The 22,909-nt window shown below is 25.9% G+C and carries 26 protein-coding genes and 2 pseudogenes; 4 read left to right on the top strand and 24 right to left on the bottom strand.

Translation table 11 applies throughout. The features are described from left to right. Positions 1 to 9 precede the first annotated feature (9 nt). The 22 genes and pseudogenes from alaS to DJ007_RS00670 form a co-directional block, all read right to left on the bottom strand. A pseudogene (gene alaS / locus DJ007_RS00760) lies at positions 10 to 2,614 on the bottom strand (alanine--tRNA ligase). Positions 2,615 to 2,626: 12 nt separating this feature from the next. Continuing rightward, positions 2,627 to 3,193, bottom strand: a complete 567-nt coding sequence (locus DJ007_RS00755; protein ID WP_240739205.1) for a phosphatidate cytidylyltransferase — start codon at positions 3,191 to 3,193, stop codon at positions 2,627 to 2,629. After that, positions 3,115 to 3,471 carry a hypothetical protein gene (locus DJ007_RS16665; protein ID WP_240739132.1) on the bottom strand — a complete coding sequence of 119 codons (357 nt, stop codon included), beginning with the start codon at positions 3,469 to 3,471 and terminating at the stop codon, positions 3,115 to 3,117. Before DJ007_RS16665 ends, DJ007_RS00755 begins: the two co-directional genes overlap by 79 nt. Further along, on the bottom strand, positions 3,471 to 4,175 hold the full coding sequence (gene uppS / locus DJ007_RS00750) for an undecaprenyl pyrophosphate synthase (RefSeq protein ID WP_129407908.1): 705 nt from the start codon (positions 4,173 to 4,175) through the stop codon (positions 3,471 to 3,473). Before uppS ends, DJ007_RS16665 begins: the two co-directional genes overlap by 1 nt. Continuing rightward, positions 4,172 to 4,692, bottom strand: a pseudogene (gene frr / locus DJ007_RS00745) (ribosome recycling factor). Before frr ends, uppS begins: the two are co-directional and overlap by 4 nt. 95 nt (positions 4,693 to 4,787) lie before the next feature. Further along, positions 4,788 to 5,336, bottom strand: coding sequence for a hypothetical protein (locus tag DJ007_RS00740; protein ID WP_129407907.1), 549 nt, complete (start codon positions 5,334 to 5,336; stop codon positions 4,788 to 4,790). A gap of 32 nt (positions 5,337 to 5,368) precedes the next feature. Continuing rightward, entirely contained in the window at positions 5,369 to 5,662 is a 294-nt protein-coding gene (locus DJ007_RS00735) for a hypothetical protein (RefSeq protein ID WP_129407906.1), read from the bottom strand. After that, positions 5,647 to 6,633: a hypothetical protein gene (locus DJ007_RS00730; protein WP_129407905.1), complete on the bottom strand. Its 987-nt coding sequence runs from the start codon at positions 6,631 to 6,633 to the stop codon at positions 5,647 to 5,649. The genes DJ007_RS00735 and DJ007_RS00730 overlap by 16 nt, the downstream gene beginning before the upstream one ends. 192 nt (positions 6,634 to 6,825) lie before the next feature. After that, positions 6,826 to 7,374 carry a glycosyltransferase family 2 protein gene (locus tag DJ007_RS00725; RefSeq protein WP_165973927.1) on the bottom strand — a complete coding sequence of 183 codons (549 nt, stop codon included), beginning with the start codon at positions 7,372 to 7,374 and terminating at the stop codon, positions 6,826 to 6,828. A 13-nt stretch (positions 7,375 to 7,387) separates the two neighbouring features. Beyond that, positions 7,388 to 8,758 carry a DNA polymerase III subunit gamma/tau gene (gene dnaX, locus DJ007_RS00720; RefSeq protein WP_129407903.1) on the bottom strand — a complete coding sequence of 457 codons (1,371 nt, stop codon included), beginning with the start codon at positions 8,756 to 8,758 and terminating at the stop codon, positions 7,388 to 7,390. A 67-nt stretch (positions 8,759 to 8,825) separates the two neighbouring features. Further along, the gene (locus DJ007_RS00715; protein ID WP_129407902.1) at positions 8,826 to 9,470 is read right to left on the bottom strand and encodes an HD-GYP domain-containing protein; all 645 of its coding nucleotides are present in this window, start codon (positions 9,468 to 9,470) and stop codon (positions 8,826 to 8,828) included. 267 nt (positions 9,471 to 9,737) lie between these two features. Beyond that, a complete protein-coding gene (locus tag DJ007_RS00710) occupies positions 9,738 to 10,091 on the bottom strand; it encodes a hypothetical protein (protein WP_129407901.1) in 354 nt (117 codons plus the stop codon). 91 nt (positions 10,092 to 10,182) lie between these two features. Continuing rightward, on the bottom strand, positions 10,183 to 10,599 hold the full coding sequence (locus tag DJ007_RS00705; protein ID WP_129407900.1) for a hypothetical protein: 417 nt from the start codon (positions 10,597 to 10,599) through the stop codon (positions 10,183 to 10,185). Positions 10,600 to 10,683: 84 nt separating this feature from the next. Continuing rightward, positions 10,684 to 12,189, bottom strand: a complete 1,506-nt coding sequence (locus DJ007_RS00700; RefSeq protein ID WP_129407899.1) for a FecR domain-containing protein — start codon at positions 12,187 to 12,189, stop codon at positions 10,684 to 10,686. A 388-nt stretch (positions 12,190 to 12,577) separates the two neighbouring features. Continuing rightward, the gene (locus DJ007_RS19745; protein ID WP_368359312.1) at positions 12,578 to 12,835 is read right to left on the bottom strand and encodes a DUF3307 domain-containing protein; all 258 of its coding nucleotides are present in this window, start codon (positions 12,833 to 12,835) and stop codon (positions 12,578 to 12,580) included. Between the two features lie 18 nt (positions 12,836 to 12,853). Beyond that, positions 12,854 to 13,006, bottom strand: coding sequence for a hypothetical protein (locus DJ007_RS14445; protein ID WP_165973924.1), 153 nt, complete (start codon positions 13,004 to 13,006; stop codon positions 12,854 to 12,856). A 14-nt stretch (positions 13,007 to 13,020) separates the two neighbouring features. Next, positions 13,021 to 13,119 carry an HD domain-containing phosphohydrolase gene (locus tag DJ007_RS19740; protein WP_368359311.1) on the bottom strand — a complete coding sequence of 33 codons (99 nt, stop codon included), beginning with the start codon at positions 13,117 to 13,119 and terminating at the stop codon, positions 13,021 to 13,023. A gap of 69 nt (positions 13,120 to 13,188) precedes the next feature. Next, positions 13,189 to 13,803, bottom strand: a complete 615-nt coding sequence (locus tag DJ007_RS00685; RefSeq protein ID WP_129407898.1) for an HD-GYP domain-containing protein — start codon at positions 13,801 to 13,803, stop codon at positions 13,189 to 13,191. Further along, a complete protein-coding gene (locus DJ007_RS00680) occupies positions 13,761 to 14,027 on the bottom strand; it encodes a hypothetical protein (protein ID WP_129407897.1) in 267 nt (88 codons plus the stop codon). The genes DJ007_RS00685 and DJ007_RS00680 overlap by 43 nt, the downstream gene beginning before the upstream one ends. Then, positions 14,020 to 14,955, bottom strand: coding sequence for an adenylate/guanylate cyclase domain-containing protein (locus DJ007_RS15135; RefSeq protein WP_206075988.1), 936 nt, complete (start codon positions 14,953 to 14,955; stop codon positions 14,020 to 14,022). The genes DJ007_RS00680 and DJ007_RS15135 overlap by 8 nt, the downstream gene beginning before the upstream one ends. Further along, complete coding sequence (locus DJ007_RS15130; protein WP_206075987.1) at positions 14,952 to 16,013, bottom strand: CHASE2 domain-containing protein; 1,062 nt, start codon at positions 16,011 to 16,013, stop codon at positions 14,952 to 14,954. The genes DJ007_RS15135 and DJ007_RS15130 overlap by 4 nt, the downstream gene beginning before the upstream one ends. A gap of 94 nt (positions 16,014 to 16,107) precedes the next feature. Beyond that, positions 16,108 to 18,261 (bottom strand): methyl-accepting chemotaxis protein, encoded by a 2,154-nt coding sequence (locus DJ007_RS00670; protein ID WP_129407896.1) that lies wholly within the window; start codon positions 18,259 to 18,261, stop codon positions 16,108 to 16,110. 220 nt (positions 18,262 to 18,481) lie between these two features. On the opposite strand from DJ007_RS00670, the gene DJ007_RS00665 reads away from it, so the two are divergent. Next, a complete protein-coding gene (locus DJ007_RS00665) occupies positions 18,482 to 18,937 on the top strand; it encodes a chemotaxis protein CheW (RefSeq protein WP_129407895.1) in 456 nt (151 codons plus the stop codon). 318 nt (positions 18,938 to 19,255) lie between these two features. Here DJ007_RS00665 and DJ007_RS00660 read toward each other — a convergent pair whose 3' ends face one another. Together DJ007_RS00660 and DJ007_RS00655 are read right to left on the bottom strand one after the other, a co-directional pair. Continuing rightward, positions 19,256 to 20,110, bottom strand: a complete 855-nt coding sequence (locus tag DJ007_RS00660) for a TolB family protein (protein ID WP_129407894.1) — start codon at positions 20,108 to 20,110, stop codon at positions 19,256 to 19,258. 2 nt (positions 20,111 to 20,112) lie between these two features. Further along, a complete protein-coding gene (locus DJ007_RS00655) occupies positions 20,113 to 20,550 on the bottom strand; it encodes a GatB/YqeY domain-containing protein (RefSeq protein WP_129407893.1) in 438 nt (145 codons plus the stop codon). Positions 20,551 to 20,898: 348 nt separating this feature from the next. Between DJ007_RS00655 and DJ007_RS00650 the strand changes: the two genes are divergently transcribed. Genes DJ007_RS00650 through DJ007_RS00640 form a run of 3 tightly spaced genes read left to right on the top strand, consistent with a single transcriptional unit; the run spans position 20,899 to position 22,903 of the window. Then, on the top strand, positions 20,899 to 21,537 hold the full coding sequence (locus DJ007_RS00650; protein ID WP_165973923.1) for a TetR/AcrR family transcriptional regulator: 639 nt from the start codon (positions 20,899 to 20,901) through the stop codon (positions 21,535 to 21,537). Between the two features lie 57 nt (positions 21,538 to 21,594). Further along, positions 21,595 to 22,644, top strand: a complete 1,050-nt coding sequence (locus DJ007_RS00645) for an NAD(P)H-dependent flavin oxidoreductase (RefSeq protein WP_368359309.1) — start codon at positions 21,595 to 21,597, stop codon at positions 22,642 to 22,644. A gap of 22 nt (positions 22,645 to 22,666) precedes the next feature. Further along, a complete protein-coding gene (locus DJ007_RS00640) occupies positions 22,667 to 22,903 on the top strand; it encodes an acyl carrier protein (RefSeq protein WP_129407890.1) in 237 nt (78 codons plus the stop codon). Positions 22,904 to 22,909: the final 6 nt, after the last annotated feature.

Genomic DNA, 22,909 nt, shown 5'->3' with positions numbered 1-22,909 from the left:
ATCCCCTTATTAGTTAATAAATTTATCAATGTTGTTAATAATATCATTGATTTTTGATGAATCTTTCCCCCTGCTTGTGCAAAATCTGGTCTTCCGCCACCTCCTCCACCAAGCTCTTTGGCGATATTTCTGGCAATATTACCTGCATGGTATTTATCAACTAAATCTTTTGTTACTTTAACAATGAAATTCACTTTTTTATCATTTTTATTAAATAGTATGATAATTCCACTTTTTATTTTATTTTCTGCAATATCTGTTACATTTCTTAGAACATCAGAAGCTACTTTTTCAAAGATTTTTGTATAAATTTTTGTTTCTCCAATTTTTTTGACATTAAAAACATCAATTGATTGTGAAGTAAGTTTCTCCTGTAATCTTTTTATTTCTTTTTCCTGGGTGTTTATTTTTTCCAATAAATTCAATATTTTAGGAATAACTATTTCTTGTGCTGCGTCAAGATGTTTTGAAATGATATTTAATTTTTCCTCTATTTCATTTAAATACTCTAAAGATTTTATTCCAGTAATGGCTTCAATTCGTCTAACCCCAGCAGAAACAGCAGTTTCAGAAATTATTTTAAATAGTCCTATTTCACCAGTATTAGATACATGGGTACCACCACATAATTCAGAACTAAAATCAGAAATTTTAACCACTCTAACTTCATTACCGTACTTTTCTTCAAATAAGGCCATGACGTTTTCATTTTTTGCTTCTTCTAAAGTTTTTATTTCTGTTATAACTTTTAAATTATCAAGTATTTTTTCATTTACTAATTTTTCAATTTCTTTAATTGTATTATTGGATATACCTTCATAGTGTGTAAAATCAAATCTTAATTTTTCATCTGTAACCAAAGAACCAGACTGTTTCACGTGTTCTCCCAATATTTCTCTTAAAGCCTTATGTAACAGATGTGTTGCAGTATGATTTCTTCTTATGGCTTTTCTTCGTTCTCCATCAACTATTAATTCAACTTTTTCTCCAGTGGTTATGTTGCCATTAATAACCTTTCCAAAATGACCAATTACCTCATTATTAATAATTTTAGTATCTTCGACTTTAAATTTAAAATTTTTATTTTTTATAATTCCTGTATCACCAATTTGACCGCCCTTTTCAGCATAAAATGGTGTGTTTTTAGTAATTAAAACTACGGCATCTCCTTCAGTTGCAGTATCGACAATTTTATCTTCTTTTACAATATAAAGTATTTCGCTTTCATCAATGATTTTTTCATAACCAGTGAATTTTGTAGTTTTTATTTCATCACCAATATATTTATATGCTTGATTCATTTTAGCATATTCTTTTTCTCCAGCTGCATCACGGGCTTTTTTTCTTTGTAATTCCATAAACTCATTAAAGCTATTTTCATCCACTGTAAAATTATATTCTTCTGCAATTTCTTTAGTGATATCGAGAGGAAATCCATAAGTATCATATAATTCAAAAGCAAAATCACCTTCAATTATATTATTATTAGATGATTTTATGTAATCTATCAATTTCTCTGTTCCTTTATCCAGTGTTTCTAAAAATCGTTTTTCTTCTGCTTCAACTATCTTTTTGATAAATGAACTCTTTTCTTTAATTTCAGGATAAATATCACCATAATTTTCCAACACAACATCAATTATCTTATTCATAAAAACTTCTTTTTTTCCTAAAAGCGCTCCATGCCTTAAGGCTCTTCTTAAAATTCTCCTTAATACATATCCTCTACCTTCGTTTGAAGGTAATATCCCTTCTGAGACAAGGAATGTTACAGCTCTTGAATGATCAGCAATAACTTTTATAGATATATCTGTTTTTTTATTTTCTCGGAATTTAACATTAAAAATTTCTTCAATTTTTTTAATTATAGGAGTAAATAAATCTGTTTCGAAATTATCATATACCCCTGGACGGCCGCAGTAACTCTTTCAAGTCCTGCACCAGTATCAATATTTTTTCTTGGTAATGGTGAAAGATTGCCATTTTCATCTTGATAATATTCGGTAAATACTAAATTCCATATTTCAACGTATCTTCCACAATCATCTTGTGGAGTACATTTTTCAGTATTAGGACACAAATCAGTTCTACCAGTATCATAATATATTTCAGAACATGGTCCGCACGGTCCTGAAGGTCCTACAGGTCCCCACCAATTATCTTCTTTCCCCATTTTAACAATTTTTTCTTCTGGAAAACCGATAACATTTTTCCAGATATTATATGCTTCATCATCTTCATAATATACTGATACCCATAACTTTTCTTCTGGTAATTTCAGAACATCGGTAAGAAATTCCCATGCAAATTTGATTGCTCCTTCTTTAAAATAATCACCAAAGGAGAAATTTCCTAACATTTCAAAAAAAGTTTGATGCCTTGCAGTTCTTCCAACATTTTCTATATCATTAGTTCTAATGCATTTTTGACATGTGGCTATTCTTGTATAAGTAGGCTCTACCTTTCCCCAAAATATTGGTTTAAAAGGGACCATTCCAGCCACTGTAAATAATAGTTGTGGATCACTGGGTATTAAAGAAAAACTCTTCATTATTTTATGTCCATTTTTTTCAAAAAATTTTAAAAACGATTCTCTTATTTCTTTTGAATTCATGTAATCCCTCCATTATATTCCAAAAATTTTCATCAAAAAATAAAAAGATGGAGTTAAATATAATAATCCATCTATTCTATCGTACATACCACCATGGCCTGGTAATGTTTCCCCGGAATCTTTTAAATTATATGTTCTTTTTAAAGATGATTCTGTAAGGTCACCTATAGTATCAATTAATCCAACTAATATTGCAAAAAAAATAGCCTGAAAAGGGTTTATTAAATTTAAATTGAAACTTTTCCTTATATATTCAAAAATAATAATATACAAGTATGTTAAAATTATTCCGCCTATTAAACCTTCTATGCTTTTTTTGGGCGAATAATTAGGTGATAATTTATGTTTTCCAATATTTAATCCAACAAAATAAGCACCAGCATCATATATCCATACTGAAGTTAAAACTAAAACTGAAGTAGTTGCTCCATAATTCAAAACAATATGGTAAAAATAAGATAAAAATAAAGAAATAGATATAAGACCAAAGATATAACTTTCTATAGAAATCTTATAATTATGGTATTTTTTAAATAAATTAAGCTGAAACCTGCAACCAAAATTATAGATATGACATATACTGTAATTGGATCGAATACTGTTAATCCTGAATAATAAGCTCTCAAAGAAAATCCATAAACTGCACTTGTTAAAGCAAGCATAATGGAAAGAAATACTTTGTATTCATATTTAAAGTCTTTTAAAGTCATTTCAAAATATTCTAATGCTGTAATTAAAATAATGGACGTGACCAGGCCAATAGTAGTTGGTAAGGTAAAAAAGGAAAAAACAACAGCTGGTCCTAAAATAATTCCTGAAAGTGTTCTAATTAAGAGATTTTTTTTATTAATAGCCATTATTTTTCACTTCCTTCATCTGAAGAAATACTACCAAATCTTCTTTCTCTATTTGAATAATCTTCTACAGCTTTTATCAAATCTTCTCTGGTAAAATCTGGCCATAATGTATTGGTAAAATATAATTCTGAGTATGCAATCTGCCATAGGAGAAAATTACTTATTCGTATTTCTCCAGAAGTTCTTATTATTAATTCAGGATCTGGAACATCTGGTAGATATAGATTTTTAGATATATCCTCTATATTTATAGATTTAACACCTTTTTCCATTAACTTATTTACGGCATCTACAATTTCTTTACGACCACCATAATTTACTGCTAAAATCACGTCAATTTTCGTATTATTTTTACTTTTATCTTCTATTCGTTTACACACATCAAAAACATTCTTTGGTAATTCTTCAATTCTACCAGTAAAACGAACTCTTACATTCTCTTTTATTATCTTATTTAGTCTTGATTCAAGATATCTTACCATAAGCGAAAAAAGGAACGAAACTTCTTCTTTTGGCCTTTTCCAATTTTCAGTAGAAAAAGAGTATAAGGTTAAATACCTTATACCCAGATCGGATGCCCACTGTATTACATCTTCAGCAACTTTTGCACCACGTTCGTGCCCCATTGTCCTTTTAAGTCCTCTCTGCCTGGCCCATCTTCCATTTCCATCCATTATGATTCCAACATGTTTTGGTATTTTCAAGACTCCATTATCTCCTTTTCTTTTTTATGAAATACTTCATCGATTTTGTGTTCGTGCTCTTTTAATATTTTTTGAATTTCTTCTTCTAATTTTTTAGCATCATCTTCAGGAATCTCACCATTTTTTTGTTTCTCTTTAACAATTTTCATATCTTCACGTCTAATGTTTCTTAATGCGATTTTAAAATCTTCAGAAAGTTCTTTTGCGTGTTTAACCCATTTTTTTCTATCCTCTACTGTTGGGTTAGGAAATTTAACTCTGACAACTACACCATCAGTTGAAGCCATCATACCTAAATTAGCAGCATTAATAGCTTTTTCAATTTTTGAACATAAGCTTTTATCCATGGTGTAATAACAACTGTTCTATCTTCTCCAACAGTTAATGTAGCGGTTTGATTAATTGGAGTAGGTGTTCCATAATAATCTACCATAATTTCCTCAAACATTGCTGGAGAAGGCCTTCCAGTTCTAAGCTTTTTGTATTCATCTTCTAAATGTTTAACCGTTTTATCCATTTTAGCTTTAGCTTCTTTTAAAATAGGATCTTTTAATGACACAATATCCACCTCCACGATAATTTTTTATTTTATATCTTTTAAATAAGGTTAAATCATTTTTTATATTGTACAAGAAGCAATTCATCATCAATAAAATCAAAAGAAAATGGTTTTGTATATTTAATAAACTTCGCTATATTACTTGAACTTAAATACCATAATGCTCTTGGATCTTTTTGAAAAATATTTTCATTTAAATTGAAAAAGACAAATAAATTATTACTTATAGAAATTAAATATTCTAAATCCTTTAATAAAATTCTTGAATATTCTGGATTAAAGAATACTATTGTATCAAATGTATATTTATAAATTCTATCTTCAACATATTCCATATTATATATAGAAATATGTTCTTTTTTTAGAAATGGGCTAAGTGTATTAATTTCTAAAACATTATCACCGTTAATCTGTGACAATAAATATTTTATCTTATTCTTTTTTAACGGATTTGGAAATAGGGTTCTGAAATATTTAGAATAATTTTTTAAATAATTATCCAGGCTTTTTAAAGAATTATATGTTGGTAATGGAGAAACATATCTTAAACCAGTTTCTACGGATTCATACCATGTTTTAACAGGATTAACAACAGGTATCAAAGAAATAATTTCTCCTATATTTAAAACGTTTACTATTTTATCTTCTTCTTTTTTATATTTTCTTCAAAATAAAAGCCAGTATAATTGTAGTGTCCTCCTGCTAAATCAGCAAGTATAGAATTTAATTCAAGAGCTTTTTCAAGATAAAATTTAGCTTTTTCAAGTTCCTCATTTTCTTTAAAATAATTATATAATCTCAAGCTTACAAAAGCTTTAAAGTATTTATTTTTTGTTATTTCAAAGCTTTCTAATAATAATGATTCAAATAATTTTTTATTATCGTTTTTTAATTTTAAAGCATAAACATATTTTAATTCCGGGAACATTTCCCAAAATAAAAATCAAATAAAGATAACTCTTTATGGTCAAAAATATCCAGACTAAAAAATAACTCATTTTTCCTGCTCATTTCTTCTTTTAATTCAACATATGCAGGAATTAATTCTTTTGGGTCCATATGAGTTAGTATATCTTCTATTAAAACCTGAACAAATTTCGCCAGAGATTTTTCTAAATTTACAGCTTTTTTGTATCTTATTTTTGCTTCGTTGAATCTTCCAGTTTTGGTTAAAATATCTGCAATTAATAGCTCTATGACAGCTTTTTCTTTGTCAGAGCTGATATTTCTTCGCAATCTTCTTATTTTTAAAAGTAATTCCAGTAACTGTTCAAAATCTCCTTCAAATAAATTATCAATGAAGGTGAGTAAAAAGCCAACAATATTTTTTTCTTTTTCCAATCTTTCAGTGAAATATTCTAAAAATATGTATGGATTTTTGTTTTCCAATTTTTCAAAAATTAAATTATATTTATTTATATTATCTATTGTTGTTTTATCATAATGTTCTTTATTTTTCAGTATTTCGACATGAAGCGTTTTTATTATTTTGATTAAATCTTCTTTTACATTATAGTTATCCTCTTTAGAAAATTCATCAAAAACAAAATTATATAACATTACGATTTTTTCATTATTTTTTGTATAGTCAAAATCATTCAAAGCATTTTCTATGTCTCCAAAATCTTTTGTTTTTATTTTTGACATTACAAGAAAAGCTAACCCTTCATTCTTTTTAAATAATGATTGCATTGACCACGTAATTTCACCACGTCTGCTTTCAAAAACATTTAAATATTTTAAAAAATCAGACGAAGCACTTTTTAAATTTTCCCAATCACGCTTATTATAGTATACATTCATTAATCCATAATAGGCATCAAGATTCCATTTTGAACCTATTTTAAACCATCTTTCGGCTTCCTCCCAATATCCTTTATTCATTAATTCAATACCCATAAAAACATAAATTCTACAGTCATTGGAATGGGTTTGTAATTCTTTTTTTTAATATCTTTTAAAATTTTTTGAGATACTTTATATCCAATTTTCATCTTTTCTATATTTTTTGAGCAATTGATAATGTTTTCATATATTGAATTAAATAATATATATCATCGGGTTTTTCTTCCAGGTATTTTTCAAGAAGGGCTAAAGTTCGTTGTGTTTTTGTTTCCTCCTTAATCTTGTCCATATATACCCATAATGATATAATTCAAGATCGATTTTTGTATTTTTACCTTTATATACTGGTTGATTATGAACTATATTTTCATATTTTACCTTTCCATTTCTAAAAAATCTAGCGGTACTAGCTATTTCAGAATGTTTTTTTTCAAAATCTAAAAAGTTTACAGTTGGTATATATACAGCAACAATATCCTCTTTTAATGATTTCAAATAATCTCTAATATTATTTTTTAAATTTTCAGAAGCTTCTTCATCGGCATCAATTATAAATACCCATTCAGAAGAAGCGTATTTTAAAGTTTCATTTCTTGCATCAGAAAAGCTACCATTCCATGGAAAAAAATATACTTTGTCAGTATATTTTTTTGCAATTTCAACAGTATTATCTGTAGAACCTGTATCTACTAAAATAATTTCATCACAAAAATCTTTTATACTATTTAAACATCTTCCTATATTTTGCTCTTCATTTTTTGCCATAATGCATGCACTAATCAATTTTTGGTTCATAATAACCCCCATATTAAAAGAGTTTTATAATATTATTTTTTCTCATTTCATCATCATTATTATCTTCATATTCAATATCAATTTTTACAAGATGTTTTGTAAGATTTGAATAAAATAATTCTAAAATAGTAGATTTAGACTTTACAATTTGATATTCCAATAAATTTTCTTTCTTAAAAAATATTTTAATATAATCATCTTTTTCAGTTATTTTTGCATTTTTTAAAGCAAAATACAATCCTAAATCCATTTTTTCTTTTTTGTTTAATAATATATTCAACACTTTTGAAGTTAATGATTCAGTAGTAGATGTTGTTGCTTCTTTATATTGAGTTATTTTATTCAGGTTTGTATGTTGTAAAGGATTTTGAACATTATTGTATTCAAAAGCAAACAATAATATATTTATATCAAATAGAATCTTTTTATTTTCTGAATATTTGATTTCTTTTAATAAATCAGATAATTTTTTTGCAATGTGAATATCTCTTGATAAATTTTCTGATTTTTCTATATTATTAAAAATATATTCTAAAACTTCTTCTAAAAAAACCTCTATTTCTTTACCTTCATTAAAAATTTCATTTGATATTTTCAGCAAATTTTCATTATTTCCATTATAAATAGAATTTATAAAATCTTTCAGCAAATTTTCATCAAATAAACCTAAAATTTTAATAACATCATTTTGAGTTATATCATTATCGGAGAATTTTAATAACTGTTCTAAAAGAGATAAAGCATCTCTTGCTCCACCTTTAGCTTTTCTGGCAATTATTTTTGCTGCTTCTTCTGTAATGTTCCTATTTTCGGTTTTAGCTATGTTTATAATATGATTTGTTATATCATTTTCTGTAATATTTTTAAATTGCAAAACCTGGGCTCTTGAAATTATAGTTTCAGGAACTTTTTCAAGATTAGTTGTAGCTAAGATAAAAATCACATGTTCAGGTGGTTCTTCTAATGTTTTTAACAAAGCATTAAATGCTTCTTTAGTAAGCATATGAAATTCATCGATTATATATACTTTGTATTTTCCAGAAACTGGTCTAAAATTTGCAGCATCACGAATTTTTCTTATTTCATCGATACCTCTGTTTGAAGCAGCGTCAAGCTCTATAACATCCATAAAATTTCCATTATTTATAGCAATGCAGTTTTCACATGTATTACATGGATTATGACCATTAGGATTTTTACAATTTAAAACTTTACTTAATATTCTTGCAGTCGATGTTTTTCCAGTTCCGCGTGGTCCTGAAAATATATAGGCATGTGAAATTTCATTTTTTTCTATTGATTTTTCAAAATATTTCTTTATATGCTCTTGACCTATTAATTCGTTAAATGTCATAGGTCTATATTTTCTATATAATGTAATCATTGAATATTCCTCCTATAAAAGAATCAATATAAATTATATCATATATTTTAAAAAATGAAAAGGGGAATTAATCCCCTTTTTGTATACTAACGCACTTTTCAAGAGCCCTTACTATTTCACAATCAAATTTTTTTGGACAATCTTCTTTTAAAATTTTTAACACTTTTTCTTTTGGCCACGGTTCTTTATAAATTCTTTTTGCGGTTAAAGCATCATATATATCAACCACTGCAAGAATTTTTCCAAACAATGATATTTCTCCGTCTTTTTTATTATAAGGATATCCAGTTCCATCGAGTTTTTCATGATGTTCTAATGCTCCTAAAGGAATGTTTTTAGAAAGAAAATCAATTTCTGATAAAAGTTTAGCGCCAATAATAGTATGTGATTGTATAATTTTGTATTCATCATCAGTTAATCTTGAGGGTTTATTTAATATCTCATCTGGAATACCTATTTTTCCAACATCATGTAAAAGAGCAGCAATTTCGAGTTCTTCTAAAAAAGAATCATTAAATCCTAATTCCTTACCTATTTTGACTGATAGATTTGAAACATTTTTAGAGTGAGTATGTGTATAATTATCTCTTAAATCTATGGCCGTAGCAACCGCTAAAATGATCCCTTTTATTGTGCTGCTCAAGTCTTCATATATTTTTGAATTCATCAATTTGTTCGATATTAAAGAGGAGAAAAGCTCAATAACCTCCATATCTTCCTGCGTATAAATTCCACTTTTTTTATTAACTGCTTCTAATACACCTATAGTCTCATTTTCAAAAACAAGGGAGTAGCAATTATATTTTTTGTTTCATATTTTGCTTTCATATCGGTTTTTTTAAAATGTAAAGGGTTTTTTTGTGCATCGTTTATTATAAGAGTTTGTTTTCTTTTAAAACATTCTCCGCAATTGAACTATCTATCGGAACATCAATAGTTTCAATATTTCCGCTGGCACCACCAGAGGTAACATAAAAATTTAATACGTGCTTATCTTCATTATATAATAAGATTGAAGCCCATCAGAATTTAATAATTTTCTTAACGCATCTTCTGTTAATTTTAAAACAGTTTCTAATTTGAAATTACTATTTATTAATTCTAAAATTTCCAATATATGGCCACTTTTAAATCTAAAATTTTTTAAATTTTCATTGTTGATAGTAGTTAATGCATTTTTCAATGTTATTATTTCAAGAGAAGTTAATTTTTTATCTGAAAAAACCTTAATATCAGGAGGAATGTTAATTATAAAATCTCCTTTTTCACCATATAATTTATTGTCGAATACTATACCTTTTAAATCAAAATTTTGTATAACCACATTTAACATTATTAAAACTCCTTGGTTTCAAAGTTTAAAGTATATTCGAATTTTTGTTCTTTCATATTATAATTTATAGAATAAATAACTCCTGAATTTTCTAATACAGGATAATAAATGAATCCTGTAAATTAGTATTATCGTTTAAGAAAATATTAGATACACTGGAATCTTCAAGAAATTTATATTGCATATAACTAAATCCAGCTGTTAATTGAGGCATACCTCCTATTGAAGGTATGTTTACCGTCATTTGCCCACTTAATAAACTATCTCTATCTTCACTAAATAATTTATTATATTTTAGAAGCAAATGTAAATAAGGATTTATACTCAAAATAGATTTTCCCATTAATCCAAATGAAGATTTGTTATTTAAATGCATATAAAAACCATTAGCGGCATTATATTCATAGTATGAATTTAAGTATTCATTGTTAAAGCCATCTGATAAGTAATTAAAACCAAACATAAATTGGAAAAATGGCGGAAGATTCATCATTGGTCCTGCTAACATACCCAAACCATTGTGCCTTCATTTGTAATAATAACGTCTGTTTCTATCCCAATCTGAAAAATAAAATATCTTTATATAGTGTGGCTAAATATGCTTGATTAAAATCATTTTTGGTTTATTTTTATCTAAATTTATTATTCCGGTAATTTCTGCATTAAAAATATTTAAATTAGCATTAATATATCCAAAGAAAATATTTGAAGATTGCTGATACTTAAATGGTATCAAAGAGGTAATTTCATATGGTAAATGGAACCCTAACTGTAAATTTGAAAATCTTAATTCAGCATCTAAAACTCGTGAATATGGAACATAATAATTATTCATAAATAATCCTAAACCTTTTGTATATGACGGACTTATTCCATATCTTATATAAAAAGCAGGAAAATCTAGTTTAAAATAATTAATGGATAATGCGCTTAAAATATTTTCAGAAGGCGATGCTTCCTCTGTTGGTAATCCGTAATAAAGAGGACTATCTATATTTTCTTGATAGGCATTAAAACCAATTCCAATACCAAATGGACCAAAATCCAGATTTGGAGCAAAAGAATAAACAAGATAACTGTTTAATCCTTTTGTTTGTTTTCCAAAAGATATATTTCCAATATTCGCTTTTGTTTTAGATTGTTTTTCACTTGGTTGCTCCTCAGTTTTAGTTTCTTTTTGTTGTTTTTCACTTGGTTGTTCCTCAGTTTTGACTTCTTTTTTAGGTATAATTTCGTTCTCGTATTCTTCTAATGGTTTATCTAATTTTTGTATTTGAGGTCTGGGTTGTTCAGAAGAATAATTAAACATATTTCCAGCAGTAACAGGAAATAATTGATTATTTACCATTGTATATACTGTTCCTTCAAAAGTTCTAATTTGAGTATTTCCGTTATGATTCTCGAATCCAAATTCTGTTCCTCTAACTCCAGCAACTACAGATCCAGAACCTACTAAATATTTTGATCCTGGAGCTAATATTTCTTTTATTTTGTTAATTGTAGCACCTTTTTTTAATTCATATTCAATATCTATATCTCCACTTTCAGAAACTCTTAAGCGTTTTATATATAATTGAGTATCTGCAGCAACTTTAATTTCAATATTAAGGCTTGGTTCTTTTAAATGGACAAAGCCGTCTTTTAATGTCAATAATTCTGATTTTTCCTGAATTACAGTATCGGTTGAAAGTGAATCCCATATATCTGAATCAGGTGTTTTGTATAATACATTTCCTCTTTTTTCTAATATTATCAATTTTGTTTCAGGTAAATTCATACTTTCTTCGATCACTTTCAAATTTAAAACCTTTTCGAATGTTCTATCTTCATTAAAAAAGGTAATAACAGAATCTCCAGGTATTAAAGGAGCAAGAAATGTTAAATGAGCTTTTCCATCGACCAAATCAAATCCGTCAAATAAAATTAGCGGATCATCAAAGCCGCCACTTGTAACATCAACATAAAGATGTGTCAATGTTGTTTGATCAGTTTCTATCTCTATAGGTACATTTTCGCCTGCATAAACTGTTGTATTTTCAACATTAATAGAGAAATTTCCAAAAAATAATGATACACTCAATAAAAATATGATCACCATTCCCACCTTTTAAACATAATTTCACCTCCATATAGTTAAATAAGTAATTATTATACTAAATGCCAACGGACCTAATTCTGATTTAGTATTTATCTCCTCTTTTTTCATCATAATTAGTATAGAAGATAAAATAAATAAGAATGAGAATATTAAAATAATATATTACTATAATATTTTATGAAAGGTAAAGAAAATCTAAATAGATATCCTAAATAATCTCTTTTATAAGGTTTTGAAAATCCATCAATCATATAGAATAATAAACTTATAAAATAAGCATTAAACAGCCCAAGTGTTATAATTTTTGTATATTCTGGTAATATGAAAAAATTTTGAGGTTTATATAACATACTTGCCAAAATTAATGAAGAAAAATGCATAACCTGATCTAAAATATAATAAGTATGCGAATTAAATGCTTTTTTGCTCTATTCTTGAATTTTAAAGTATCTATGGATAAATGGATAAACGTTAATAAAATTATTATAAATAAGTTATATAAATTTAAAATAGAAGGCAAAAACAATAGAAACATTGAAATGAATATAATAGAAATATGTAAAATTAAGACACCCACTTTTGAATTTTTATATCGAGCAATATAAGATGTTTGAAATACATAATCACCAATTAAATGAGAAAGCAGAAAATAAAAAATGTATTTTCAATCATTTTCGACCACCTCTTTTAAAACCTTTACCAGTTTGGGATTAAAAAAAACATCACTATAATTATCTATTAATTCAATAGCTTTTGTTTTTGGTAATTTACTCCGATATGGTCTATCTTCCAATAAAGAATAATATGTATCAAGCAAACCAATTATTTGTGCTAATAAAGGATATTGTTACCTTTTAAGCCATCGGGATAGCCTTCTCCATTCCATTTTTCATGATGATATAAAACAATTTTTTTAACATCTTCAGGAATTGTTGGAATTTTGATACAAGATTATATCCATATATAACATGCTTTTTATAAGATTATTTTCTTCTAAAGTTAATTCTTCTTTTTTGATAAAATTCTTTCAGGTATTCCAATTTTTCCAATATCAAATATCATGCTTCCAAATTTAAGATTTTGAATATTTTTGCTACTTAAGTTTAAGATTTCTCCAAATTTGATAGCTGATTTTAAGATATTTTCGCAATGTTTCTCAGCACCAGGTACTCTGGTTTCTAAAATAATTGTTAGTACATTCAATGATTTGTCAAGAATTATATCAAACTTATTTTCTAAAAATGAATTTTCAATATTTTTTTTAATATAATCATTCAATTTATATATTAGGGCATAATCATATAATGTAAAACCTTTATTTCTTATTAAAACAAAATAACCAAGATCGAAACTTTCTAAAATCACAGGAACAATTATTTTATTGATATTGCAGTTTATGTAAGAAATGATTTTTTCTGATGAAGTAATAAATTCAATATTTTCAAAAAATTTAGCTTCTGTAGATAAATAAAATTTAATATCATCAAGAGAAAAAGTATTTTTTAAGGTTTGTTTAATATTTTCAATAGTTTTTTTAAACTGGATATTTGGTTTTATATTAGAAATAAAATTTAATATCTTTTCATCAATATTTTTTTCTTTTTTATGGAACAAAAGTCTTTAATAATAGAGTCTAAGCTCAATAAAAAAATATAATCTATATTTTCAAAAAAAACAATTTCTACATAATGTTCGCCTTTATATTGAATTCTAATCCTTTCTTTTTTGTTAGTAATTATATTTTCATAAACTTCGTTATCTATAGTAATTTTAAATTCTATATCAATTAATTTTAGGGTTTTAATATTTTCTAAAAGTAAATTATATAATTTATTCATCTATATCTCCTTCCTTGATAACATATAATTTCAAAGGTAATTCTTTTCCTTTAACTTTAAAATCTCCAATATATTTAAAATTATATTTTTTAGATCTTTTCACAATTTCTTCGGTTACAATTAACCATTGATTTAAGTCGCGAGTTAAATGTTCAATTCTGGAAGTAGTATTTACCGTATCTCCTATACATGTATAATCCATCCTAAAATCTGCTCCTATATTACCTATAATAACTTCTCCATAATGCATTCCGATTCCAGCATTTACTTCAAAATCAAATCCCATTTTTTTGAGTTCAATATTTATATCTTTTAATTTTTTTCTCATATCAAGTGCGCAGGAAATAGCTCTATCAACTTCATCTCCGAACTCTATGGGAGCACCAAAAATGGCCATTATTAAGTCTCCTATAAATTTGTCTATTGTACCATAATATTTATTTCTTATAATATCGGCCATTTGAGATAAATAATAATTTAAAAATCTTACTACATCTTCTGGCGAAAGCTTTTCGGACTTTTCAGTAAAGCCGACTATATCTGACATTATAAGAACAACTTTCTTTTTTTCACCACCAAGTTCAGTTTTTCCCTGATCCAGAAGTTTTTGAGCTACAAAGTCTGGTACATATTTAAAAAAGAACGATTTTATTTTTTTCTTTTCTTTAGATTCTTTTAATACTGACTGAATAGTATCTACAACTGGAATTATTAGTGTTGAAACAACTGGATAAAAAGTATCAATCCATATATTATTTTTAAATAAGAAATAAGATATAAAAATATATAATGTAGGTATTGAAAATGAGATAAGTTTTATGGATATTTTTTTAAAAATGGAAAATGATAAAGATAAAAAGAGTAATGAAAATAATATAATTACACTATAAAAAAAGTTTATTCTTCTAATTTTATCTTTGCTTATCAAATTTTGAACAGCAGTAGCATGTAAATAAACTCCAGGTTCATCATTTGAAAAAGGGTTATTCGTAAATCGTACAATCCTTTTGCAGTAGCTGAATACCCTAAAATTGCTACTTTCCCTTTAAAGTCATAGTTATCATATTTATTTGTATATACTAAATCATAAAAAGAAATTGTATCAAATATATCTGAACCCTTTCCATAAAAGTTTAATAAATAAAATCCATTTTTATCTGTTTTTATGCTTTCACCATTAATTTCTATTGAGTAATTCTTTGGATCAAAAATAAATTTATTTACATCATAATTTTTATAAAATGCATATAAAATAAGATCCATATGTGGAAATAACCCCGTACTATATCCCTTTTCAGCAGCCCAATCTTCTTTAAATATTAATGGTAAGCTTCTTGCTACACCATCTGGATCCAATTGTCCAATTTCATATGTGGATGATGGAGCTAATGAAGAAAATTCAGGAATTGGTGGTATTACTTTATATGCGGTTAGTGGGAAGAATAAAGATAAATATTCCGGATTTTTTAACTTAAAAGAATATTTTAAATAAAATCTATTTTTTTCTAACTCTTCCTTAAACTCATCATTATATTCCAGAAAATTTTGTTTTTTCACAGTTAAATATGTTCCTAATACAACTTTATTATATTTTCTCAGTATTGCAGACAATAATACATCATCTTTTGATTTTCCATTGCTCATAATATTGCTTTCTGATGGTGTTGTGAAAGAAACATCGAAACCAATAGTTTTAATGCCTAATTTAAATAATTTTGCAATCATTCTAGCATAGTGCTCTCTATTCCATGGCCATTCATCATTAAATTGCATAGACATGTTTATTAATGAATTTTCATCTATAGCAATAATAACAACTTTAGAATCTATCTTTTTTTCTCCTCTTATTCTATATCTTAAATCCAGTGTTTTCAATTCAAAAATTTCAATCCATGGATTGTTAAATAAGTAAGTTATTAAATAAATAGATAAAAATAAAATAAAAAGTAGATGTGTTATTCTTAGATTAAATTTAAAGATTTTCATACTATCACCTAATATAATTATAACATATTATTTATTATTTTTTATATGGAAAATAAAACTCCGAGAAAAAGTCCGGAGTCTTCATAAATAAATATTATAATTTAAATTTCTTCGAGAAATTAATCATTTCAGATGTCATATTTTCCAATTCGTTAATTAAAACATCAAAATCATTTAATTTAATTTTTTGTCTTTGCATCATTGAAGAAACAGTTTCAACTTTTTCTGTTATATGTTGGATAGAAACAGAGATCGCTTCAACAGCATTCGTAATTTCAGATGTCGAAATCTTTTGTTGATTAGAAATATTAGAGGTATTATCAACCATTTCAGAAATAATATCAATTTCAGAAAGTATATTTTCCATTTGTTTTCCAATTTCTTTAATAGATTCTACTATTTGATTAACATTATTGGTAATATTGGAACTTTCTTTTAATGCTTCGCTGGCATCATTAACAAGTGAATTAAGATTTTCTGTAATATTTGCTGCTGAATTACTTGATTCATCTGCAAGTTTTCTAATTTCATCTGCTACAACAGCAAAACCTTTACCAGCTTCTCCGGCTCTTGCGGCTTCTATTGCTGCATTTAATGCTAATAAATTGGTTTGTTTTGAAATTTCAGTTATTTGATTAACAATTTTTTCTATTGCTTTTGATTTATCGAAAAGTTTAGAAATCATGGAATTACTTTTTTCCACAAGATTTTCAATATTTGTAACATCATTTATCATATTTTGAATATTTGATTTACCTAAAGAAGCACTAACAGTAATTTCTTTCGTTTTAGAATTTAAATTATTTGCTTCTTTAGATAACAAGTCTGCTCCTGAAGTTATTTCTTGAATATTTGCTGTTGTTTCTTCAGCGGATGAAGCTACAATTTCTAATCTTTTTTTAATTTCTTCAAATGATTCAAATGTTTGGTTTGTAATATTTATCAATTCATCTGATGTTGAATTAAGATTTTCTTCTGCTTTCTTTAATGTGTTAGAATATTTGTTAAACGAAATTGATATGTTTTTTATAGTATCTTTTAATTTATTAAAAATATTTCCAATTAAGCCAATTTCATCTTTTCTGATGATTGAAATTTCCTGAGTTAAATCTCCTTCTGAAACCAATATAGCATTCTTTTCAATGACTTTTATTGGTTTGGTTAAGCTGTTTGCAAAAATAATAGCAATGATTATAGCAAAAATTAAAGTAATGCTTATGACGAGAATTAATGTGCTTTTTAATCTGTTAATAGGAATATATGCAGCATTTTTATCTTCCTCTAAAATGATTTTTAATTTTTCGTTGTTTAATTTTAAATTTGAAAGTATTCCCAAAACTTTTTTTCCTTCAAAATTATTATATTCAGTAATAATATTTGCTGATGATGGAATTTGTGTAATTTTTTCTCCAACATTATAACCTTTTAATGTTGAAATTAGTATATTATCTTTATTTAGTACATAAATATCTGTATTTGAAGCTTTGTTTATAGAGTCAAATATTATATGACCTATTTTTTGAAAGTCTACGGCTATTATTATATAACCATATCTGGCATACCTGTATACAAAAGGTTCTCCAATAAATAATATTGGTTTATTATTTTTATATTTATAAAGGGAGATATTTGAAAAATCTATTGTAATCTTATCATCTGATTGTTTTTTTAGTGCCTCAAATAATTTACCCAAAGAAGTATCTTCTAAATTTTTTATATTTTCTGTAAACTCATCACCTTTATTTAATGTATATATAATATCTCCTTCGGTGTTTAACAAATAAATATCCTCAATATTTTGAGATAATGCATATTTAACTAAATTTGGATGGTATTTTCTATGTAATAGATCATAGTCGGAAATTGAAAATTCATCATCACCGTATTTTTCCAATTCATCTTCATTAACATTGTTTAATTTATATCTTTCTTCTGGTGGGTTTGGATTTTGATTTACATATACATCTTTTAAATTTTTTATACTTTGAAAATCTTTAAAATAAGAATTCATCGATTTAAGCATTATAGGGAGGTATTGAAAATTAGAAATATTTTCTACAGCACCTTTATATCTATCAAGTATTAAAGACAACTCAAAAGTTTTTGATTCCATTATGTTTGAAAATTTTGATTCTATTTCATTTTTTAGTACTTTTTTTGAACTGCTTATGGAAAAATATCCCAGAATAAGAAAGGGTACTAATAGTATAACAACAAAAATAAAGAGAAGTTTACTTTTTAATTTCATTGAATCCCTCCTTTGATTTTTTAACAAACAATTATATCATAAATTCTTAACTCTTCAAATTATATGAAATTTAACATACACAGTAATTATTTTGCTTAATTAAATTTAAATAAATATATTTGTATAAAACTGATATACACGATAATTTTTTACGCTGTTTTTATGTTTCAAAATATAATTATTTATGATATAATATAATAAAAGTAAAGGAGGGGTAAATATGTCTGTTGAATTAAAGGCTGTAAGCTTTAATATTGAAGATGAGAAGTTTGCCATTGATATTAATCATGTGGATACTGTTATAGAATATCAAAAAACAACTAAAGTTCCAGAATCATCCGATTTTATAGAAGGAATTGTTAATTTTAGAGATGGTGTTTTACCTGTTATTAATTTAAGGATTAAATTTAGCTATCCTCAATTTGAAGATAAAAATAAAGCAAAAATTTTGGTAGTAAAAATTGGTGAAAAAAAATTTGGATTAATGGTTGATGAAGTGAAAGAGGTAATGAATATAAAACAGGAGCAAATTGAAGAGTCTCCTTCAGTTGGTGGAAATAAAGCCGATTATATCAGCGGTATAATAAAAACAGACGATAGTATGATATTTTTGATAGATGTTGAAAAAATATTATCAAAAGAAGAAAAAATAGAATTAGAAAAAGTGATAAAATAAAACAATTAAGGGAGTCGGATTGCAAAAATATCTGGCTCCCATTTTTATAATACAATGAAAATAAGATAATATTATTATATGCTGAAGGATAAAATGTATCGTCAGATATATTGCTAGTTAAAGGAATTTCTTTGTTGTTTTCAGTATTATATAAAGTAATTCTATAATATCCATCTTTTGGCTTTGAATATACAATATATTTTCCAAAACCAAATGGATCAACTTCGCTCACATCAGAAGATATAATTGTTTTAATATTATGGTTTTCTATTACGCATATATCATTTCGTCCGTTTTTAGGATTTATCATCTGAAAAATTATTTTATTTTTCCACATAGTAGGTCTAAATTTAAAAGTATTTTTAAAGAAGTAATTTTATCGATTTTACTTTCTTTTATGTTATATTTATAAATTTCTGTCCAGCTTTCTCCATTTCGTTCTTCGGCAGAAAAATAAATATTTCCTTTATAATAGTATGGAGTATAGGCATTATATGAATCATCGGAAATCCTTTTTATCTCTTCATTTTCTGGATTATATATTAAAACATCCCATTTCCCATATAGAGAACTTTGAAACACATATGATCCATCTTCTGTTATATTAGGAAAATATTCAGATGAAAAATTAAGAGGTATATTAATATATTTATTTTCTACTAAATCATAACCCCATACATTTCTATTTCCAATATATCTATCAGAAATAAAAATTATTTTATTTTTATCTGGAGAAATCATTGGGTATTCATCTATTCCATCCCAAAAAGTTAATTGAAGAAAATTCCAATTTTTGCTGTATTTAAGTCTTTTAAAAGAAATTTTTTCAAGGATTTTTGTAGAAAAAACTTTAATCCAATCTTTATTATTTTTAATTTTTTCAGTTAAATCTATTCTGGTTCCATCAAAAGTAGCTAGAATTCTGATGGTATTTTTTGAAGAATCTTCTGTAAAATTTATTTCTACATCATAATTTAAATTTTGACTATTTTTTTTATCATATATATATACATTATAGGAATAAGAAAGCTTTGACTCAAATTCATCTATAAATTGATTAATAATCCATGAATTTGAGCTTTTCTTTAGTAAAATATTTTCTTTTTTTATTTTTATTTGAGAAAAATTAGTAAGTGAAATAATTAAAAATAGTAATATTATAAGTTTCCTCATAATCAACCTAACAATTTTTTTACTATAGAATTTACTCTGTTACCATCAACTTTCCCTTTCAATTCTTTCATAACTTTTCCCATTACCTGTCCGAACTTAACATTTTCACCTAAATCAGATATTATATTTTTAATAATTTTTTCAAGTTCTTCATCGGACATTTCTGGAGGAAGATATTCTTTTAAAATGTTTAACTCATATTCTTCTTCAGAAACTAAATCTTCTCTACCTGCGGATTTATATTGTTCAATGGAATCCTGTCTCATTTTTATTTGTTTTCTAATTAAGGATATTATTTCATCGTCATTTAATTCTCTTTGTTTTTCAACCTCGGCCTTTTTCATTTCAGTTTTTAGAATTTTTATAGCGTTTAATGCTTTTGTGTTTTTTTCTTTCATAAATTTTTTCATATCTTCATTTAATTTAGATTTTAAATCCATTTTATCACACTCCTTTCTCACTTATTATATCATATACTTCTTAAAAATAAATAAAAAAATGAAGAATTCCATAAATTCTTTCTATCAATAATCTTGCGTCAACTTCACTAATTTCATTTCCTAATTTATTAGTAGTTGTTGGAGAATATAATTATTTAAAATATTTAATATCATCAAATTTATCATTTCATGAGTTAATTTAGAGAAAAATATTTCAAATTAATAATAAAAATCTTTAATTTGATTAAATATTAAAATTAATGAAAAATCATTTGTTTTTTTGCATATTGACAAATAAAAATAAAAATGTTATAATCATAAAAAATGACCAATGGTCAAAGGGTTTTTATGGCAAGACATAATTACGATGAAGAAAAAATTCAAAAAAAGAAAAAACTAATAATGGAAACTGCAAAAAAAATTTTCTATGAAAAAGGATATGAAAATACATCTATGAATGAAATTGCCAGAGAATTAAAAATGGCAAAGGGTACGTTGTACCTGTATTTTTCAAGTAAAAAGGATTTATTTTTTTCTTTAGTATATGAAGGGTTAAAAATATTGGAAAATATAATCAAAAATGATATAAAATTAGCTAAAAATGGATTAGATAAAATTTTGAATATGGGAAGGGCTTATATTAAATTTTATAGAGAATATCCAGATTATTATAGTTTTGTAATAAAATATGAATCTGAAAAAGCTGATTTGGATACTACTGAGCCATTAGTAATAAATTCATATGAAAAAAGTGAAGAAATTTATGATATTTTAAAGTTGCTAATTTTAAAGGGAATAGATGACGGATCAATAAGAGAAGACGTCGATATTACTAAAATGTCTATGTTATTATGGTTACAAACTATAGGAGTTGTTCAACAATTTGAATTGAGAAAAAAATTATATGAAAATTGGGATGAGAAATTTCCTGCTTCAGAAATTTTAGATTACTATATTGATTTTATGAGAAAAAGCTTAAAAAAATAATTTTTTTATTTTTATAATTAACTGACCGACGGTCATTTAATAAGGTGAGGTGAGATTATTTTTAAAAAACTAAAAATTGGTGATATTGAAACAAAATATCCTATTGTTCAAGGTGGAATGGCTGTTGGAATTTCATTAGATGGATTAGCATCTGCAGTAGCAAATGCTGGCGGAATAGGTGTTATTGGCACAGCAGGAATAGGTTTTTTTTCCAATATAAAAAACTATAGAAAAGCCAATATAGAAAGTTTAAAAAATTATATTAGAAAGGCAAAAGCAAAGACCAAAGGCATTATAGGTGTAAATATTATGGTGGCATTGACAGATTATGCTGAAATGGTAAAAACTGCTATTGATGAAGGAATAGATATTATTTTTTCCGGTGCTGGATTACCATTATCTTTACCATCATTTTTAAAGAAAGATAGTAAAACCAAATTAGTTCCTATTGTTTCTTCTTTAAAAGCAGCTCAAGTAATTGTAAAACGATGGTTATCTAAATATGAATACCTCCCTGATGCTTTTGTTTTAGAAGGACCTTTGGCTGGAGGACATTTGGGTTATAAAAGAAATGAGATTTCATCGGAAAAAAGTAAACTAGAACATAATATTCCAATAGTCAAAGAATATTTATTAGAATTAGAAAAAAGTTATGGAAAATCTATACCATTAATTGCAGGTGGAGGATTATATTCAAAGGAAGATGTTGAAAGAGTTTTAAGTTTAGGTGCGGATGCTGTTCAATTGGGAACGCGCTTTATTGCAACTGAAGAATGTGATGCAGATATAAAATTCAAAGAAGTTATTATAAGCGCTAAAGACGAAGATATTACAATAATAAAAAGTCCTGTTGGATTACCAGGAAGAGCTTTGAAAAATTCGTTTATTGAATCTGTGGAAAAAGGTGAAAAACATCCATATGAATGTAGGTATCATTGTATAAAAACATGTAACTTTAAAACGGCACCATATTGTATAGCAAAAGCATTATATAACGCTGCAATTGGTAATATTGAAGAAGGATTTGTTTTCACTGGAGGAGCTGTTTCAAAAATTAATAAAATTCAAAAGGTTGAAGATATCATAAAAGAATTATTTGAAAATTAAAAAATTGTAAGGAGGAGAAAATATGGACAAAAAAGAATTATTTGAAAAAGTAGCTGAAATTATGGCTGATAGCTTAAGTATTGAAAAAGAAAAAATTACAGAAGATGCAAGTTTAACGGATGATTTAGAATTAGACTCATTAGAATTAGTAGATTTAACAATGGATTTTGAAAATGAATTAGGTATTGCTATTGATGATTCAGAATTAGAAAAAATAAAAACTGTTGGAGACATTGTAGAAATATTAGCAAGTAAATAACCTTCA

The sequence above is a fragment of the Marinitoga lauensis genome (genome assembly GCF_004135675.1).
In the GTDB taxonomy this organism is placed as follows: domain Bacteria; phylum Thermotogota; class Thermotogae; order Petrotogales; family Petrotogaceae; genus Marinitoga; species Marinitoga lauensis.
The sequence above is the reverse complement of the archived record's forward strand: the minus strand, read 5'-3'. Positions and strand labels throughout refer to the sequence as shown.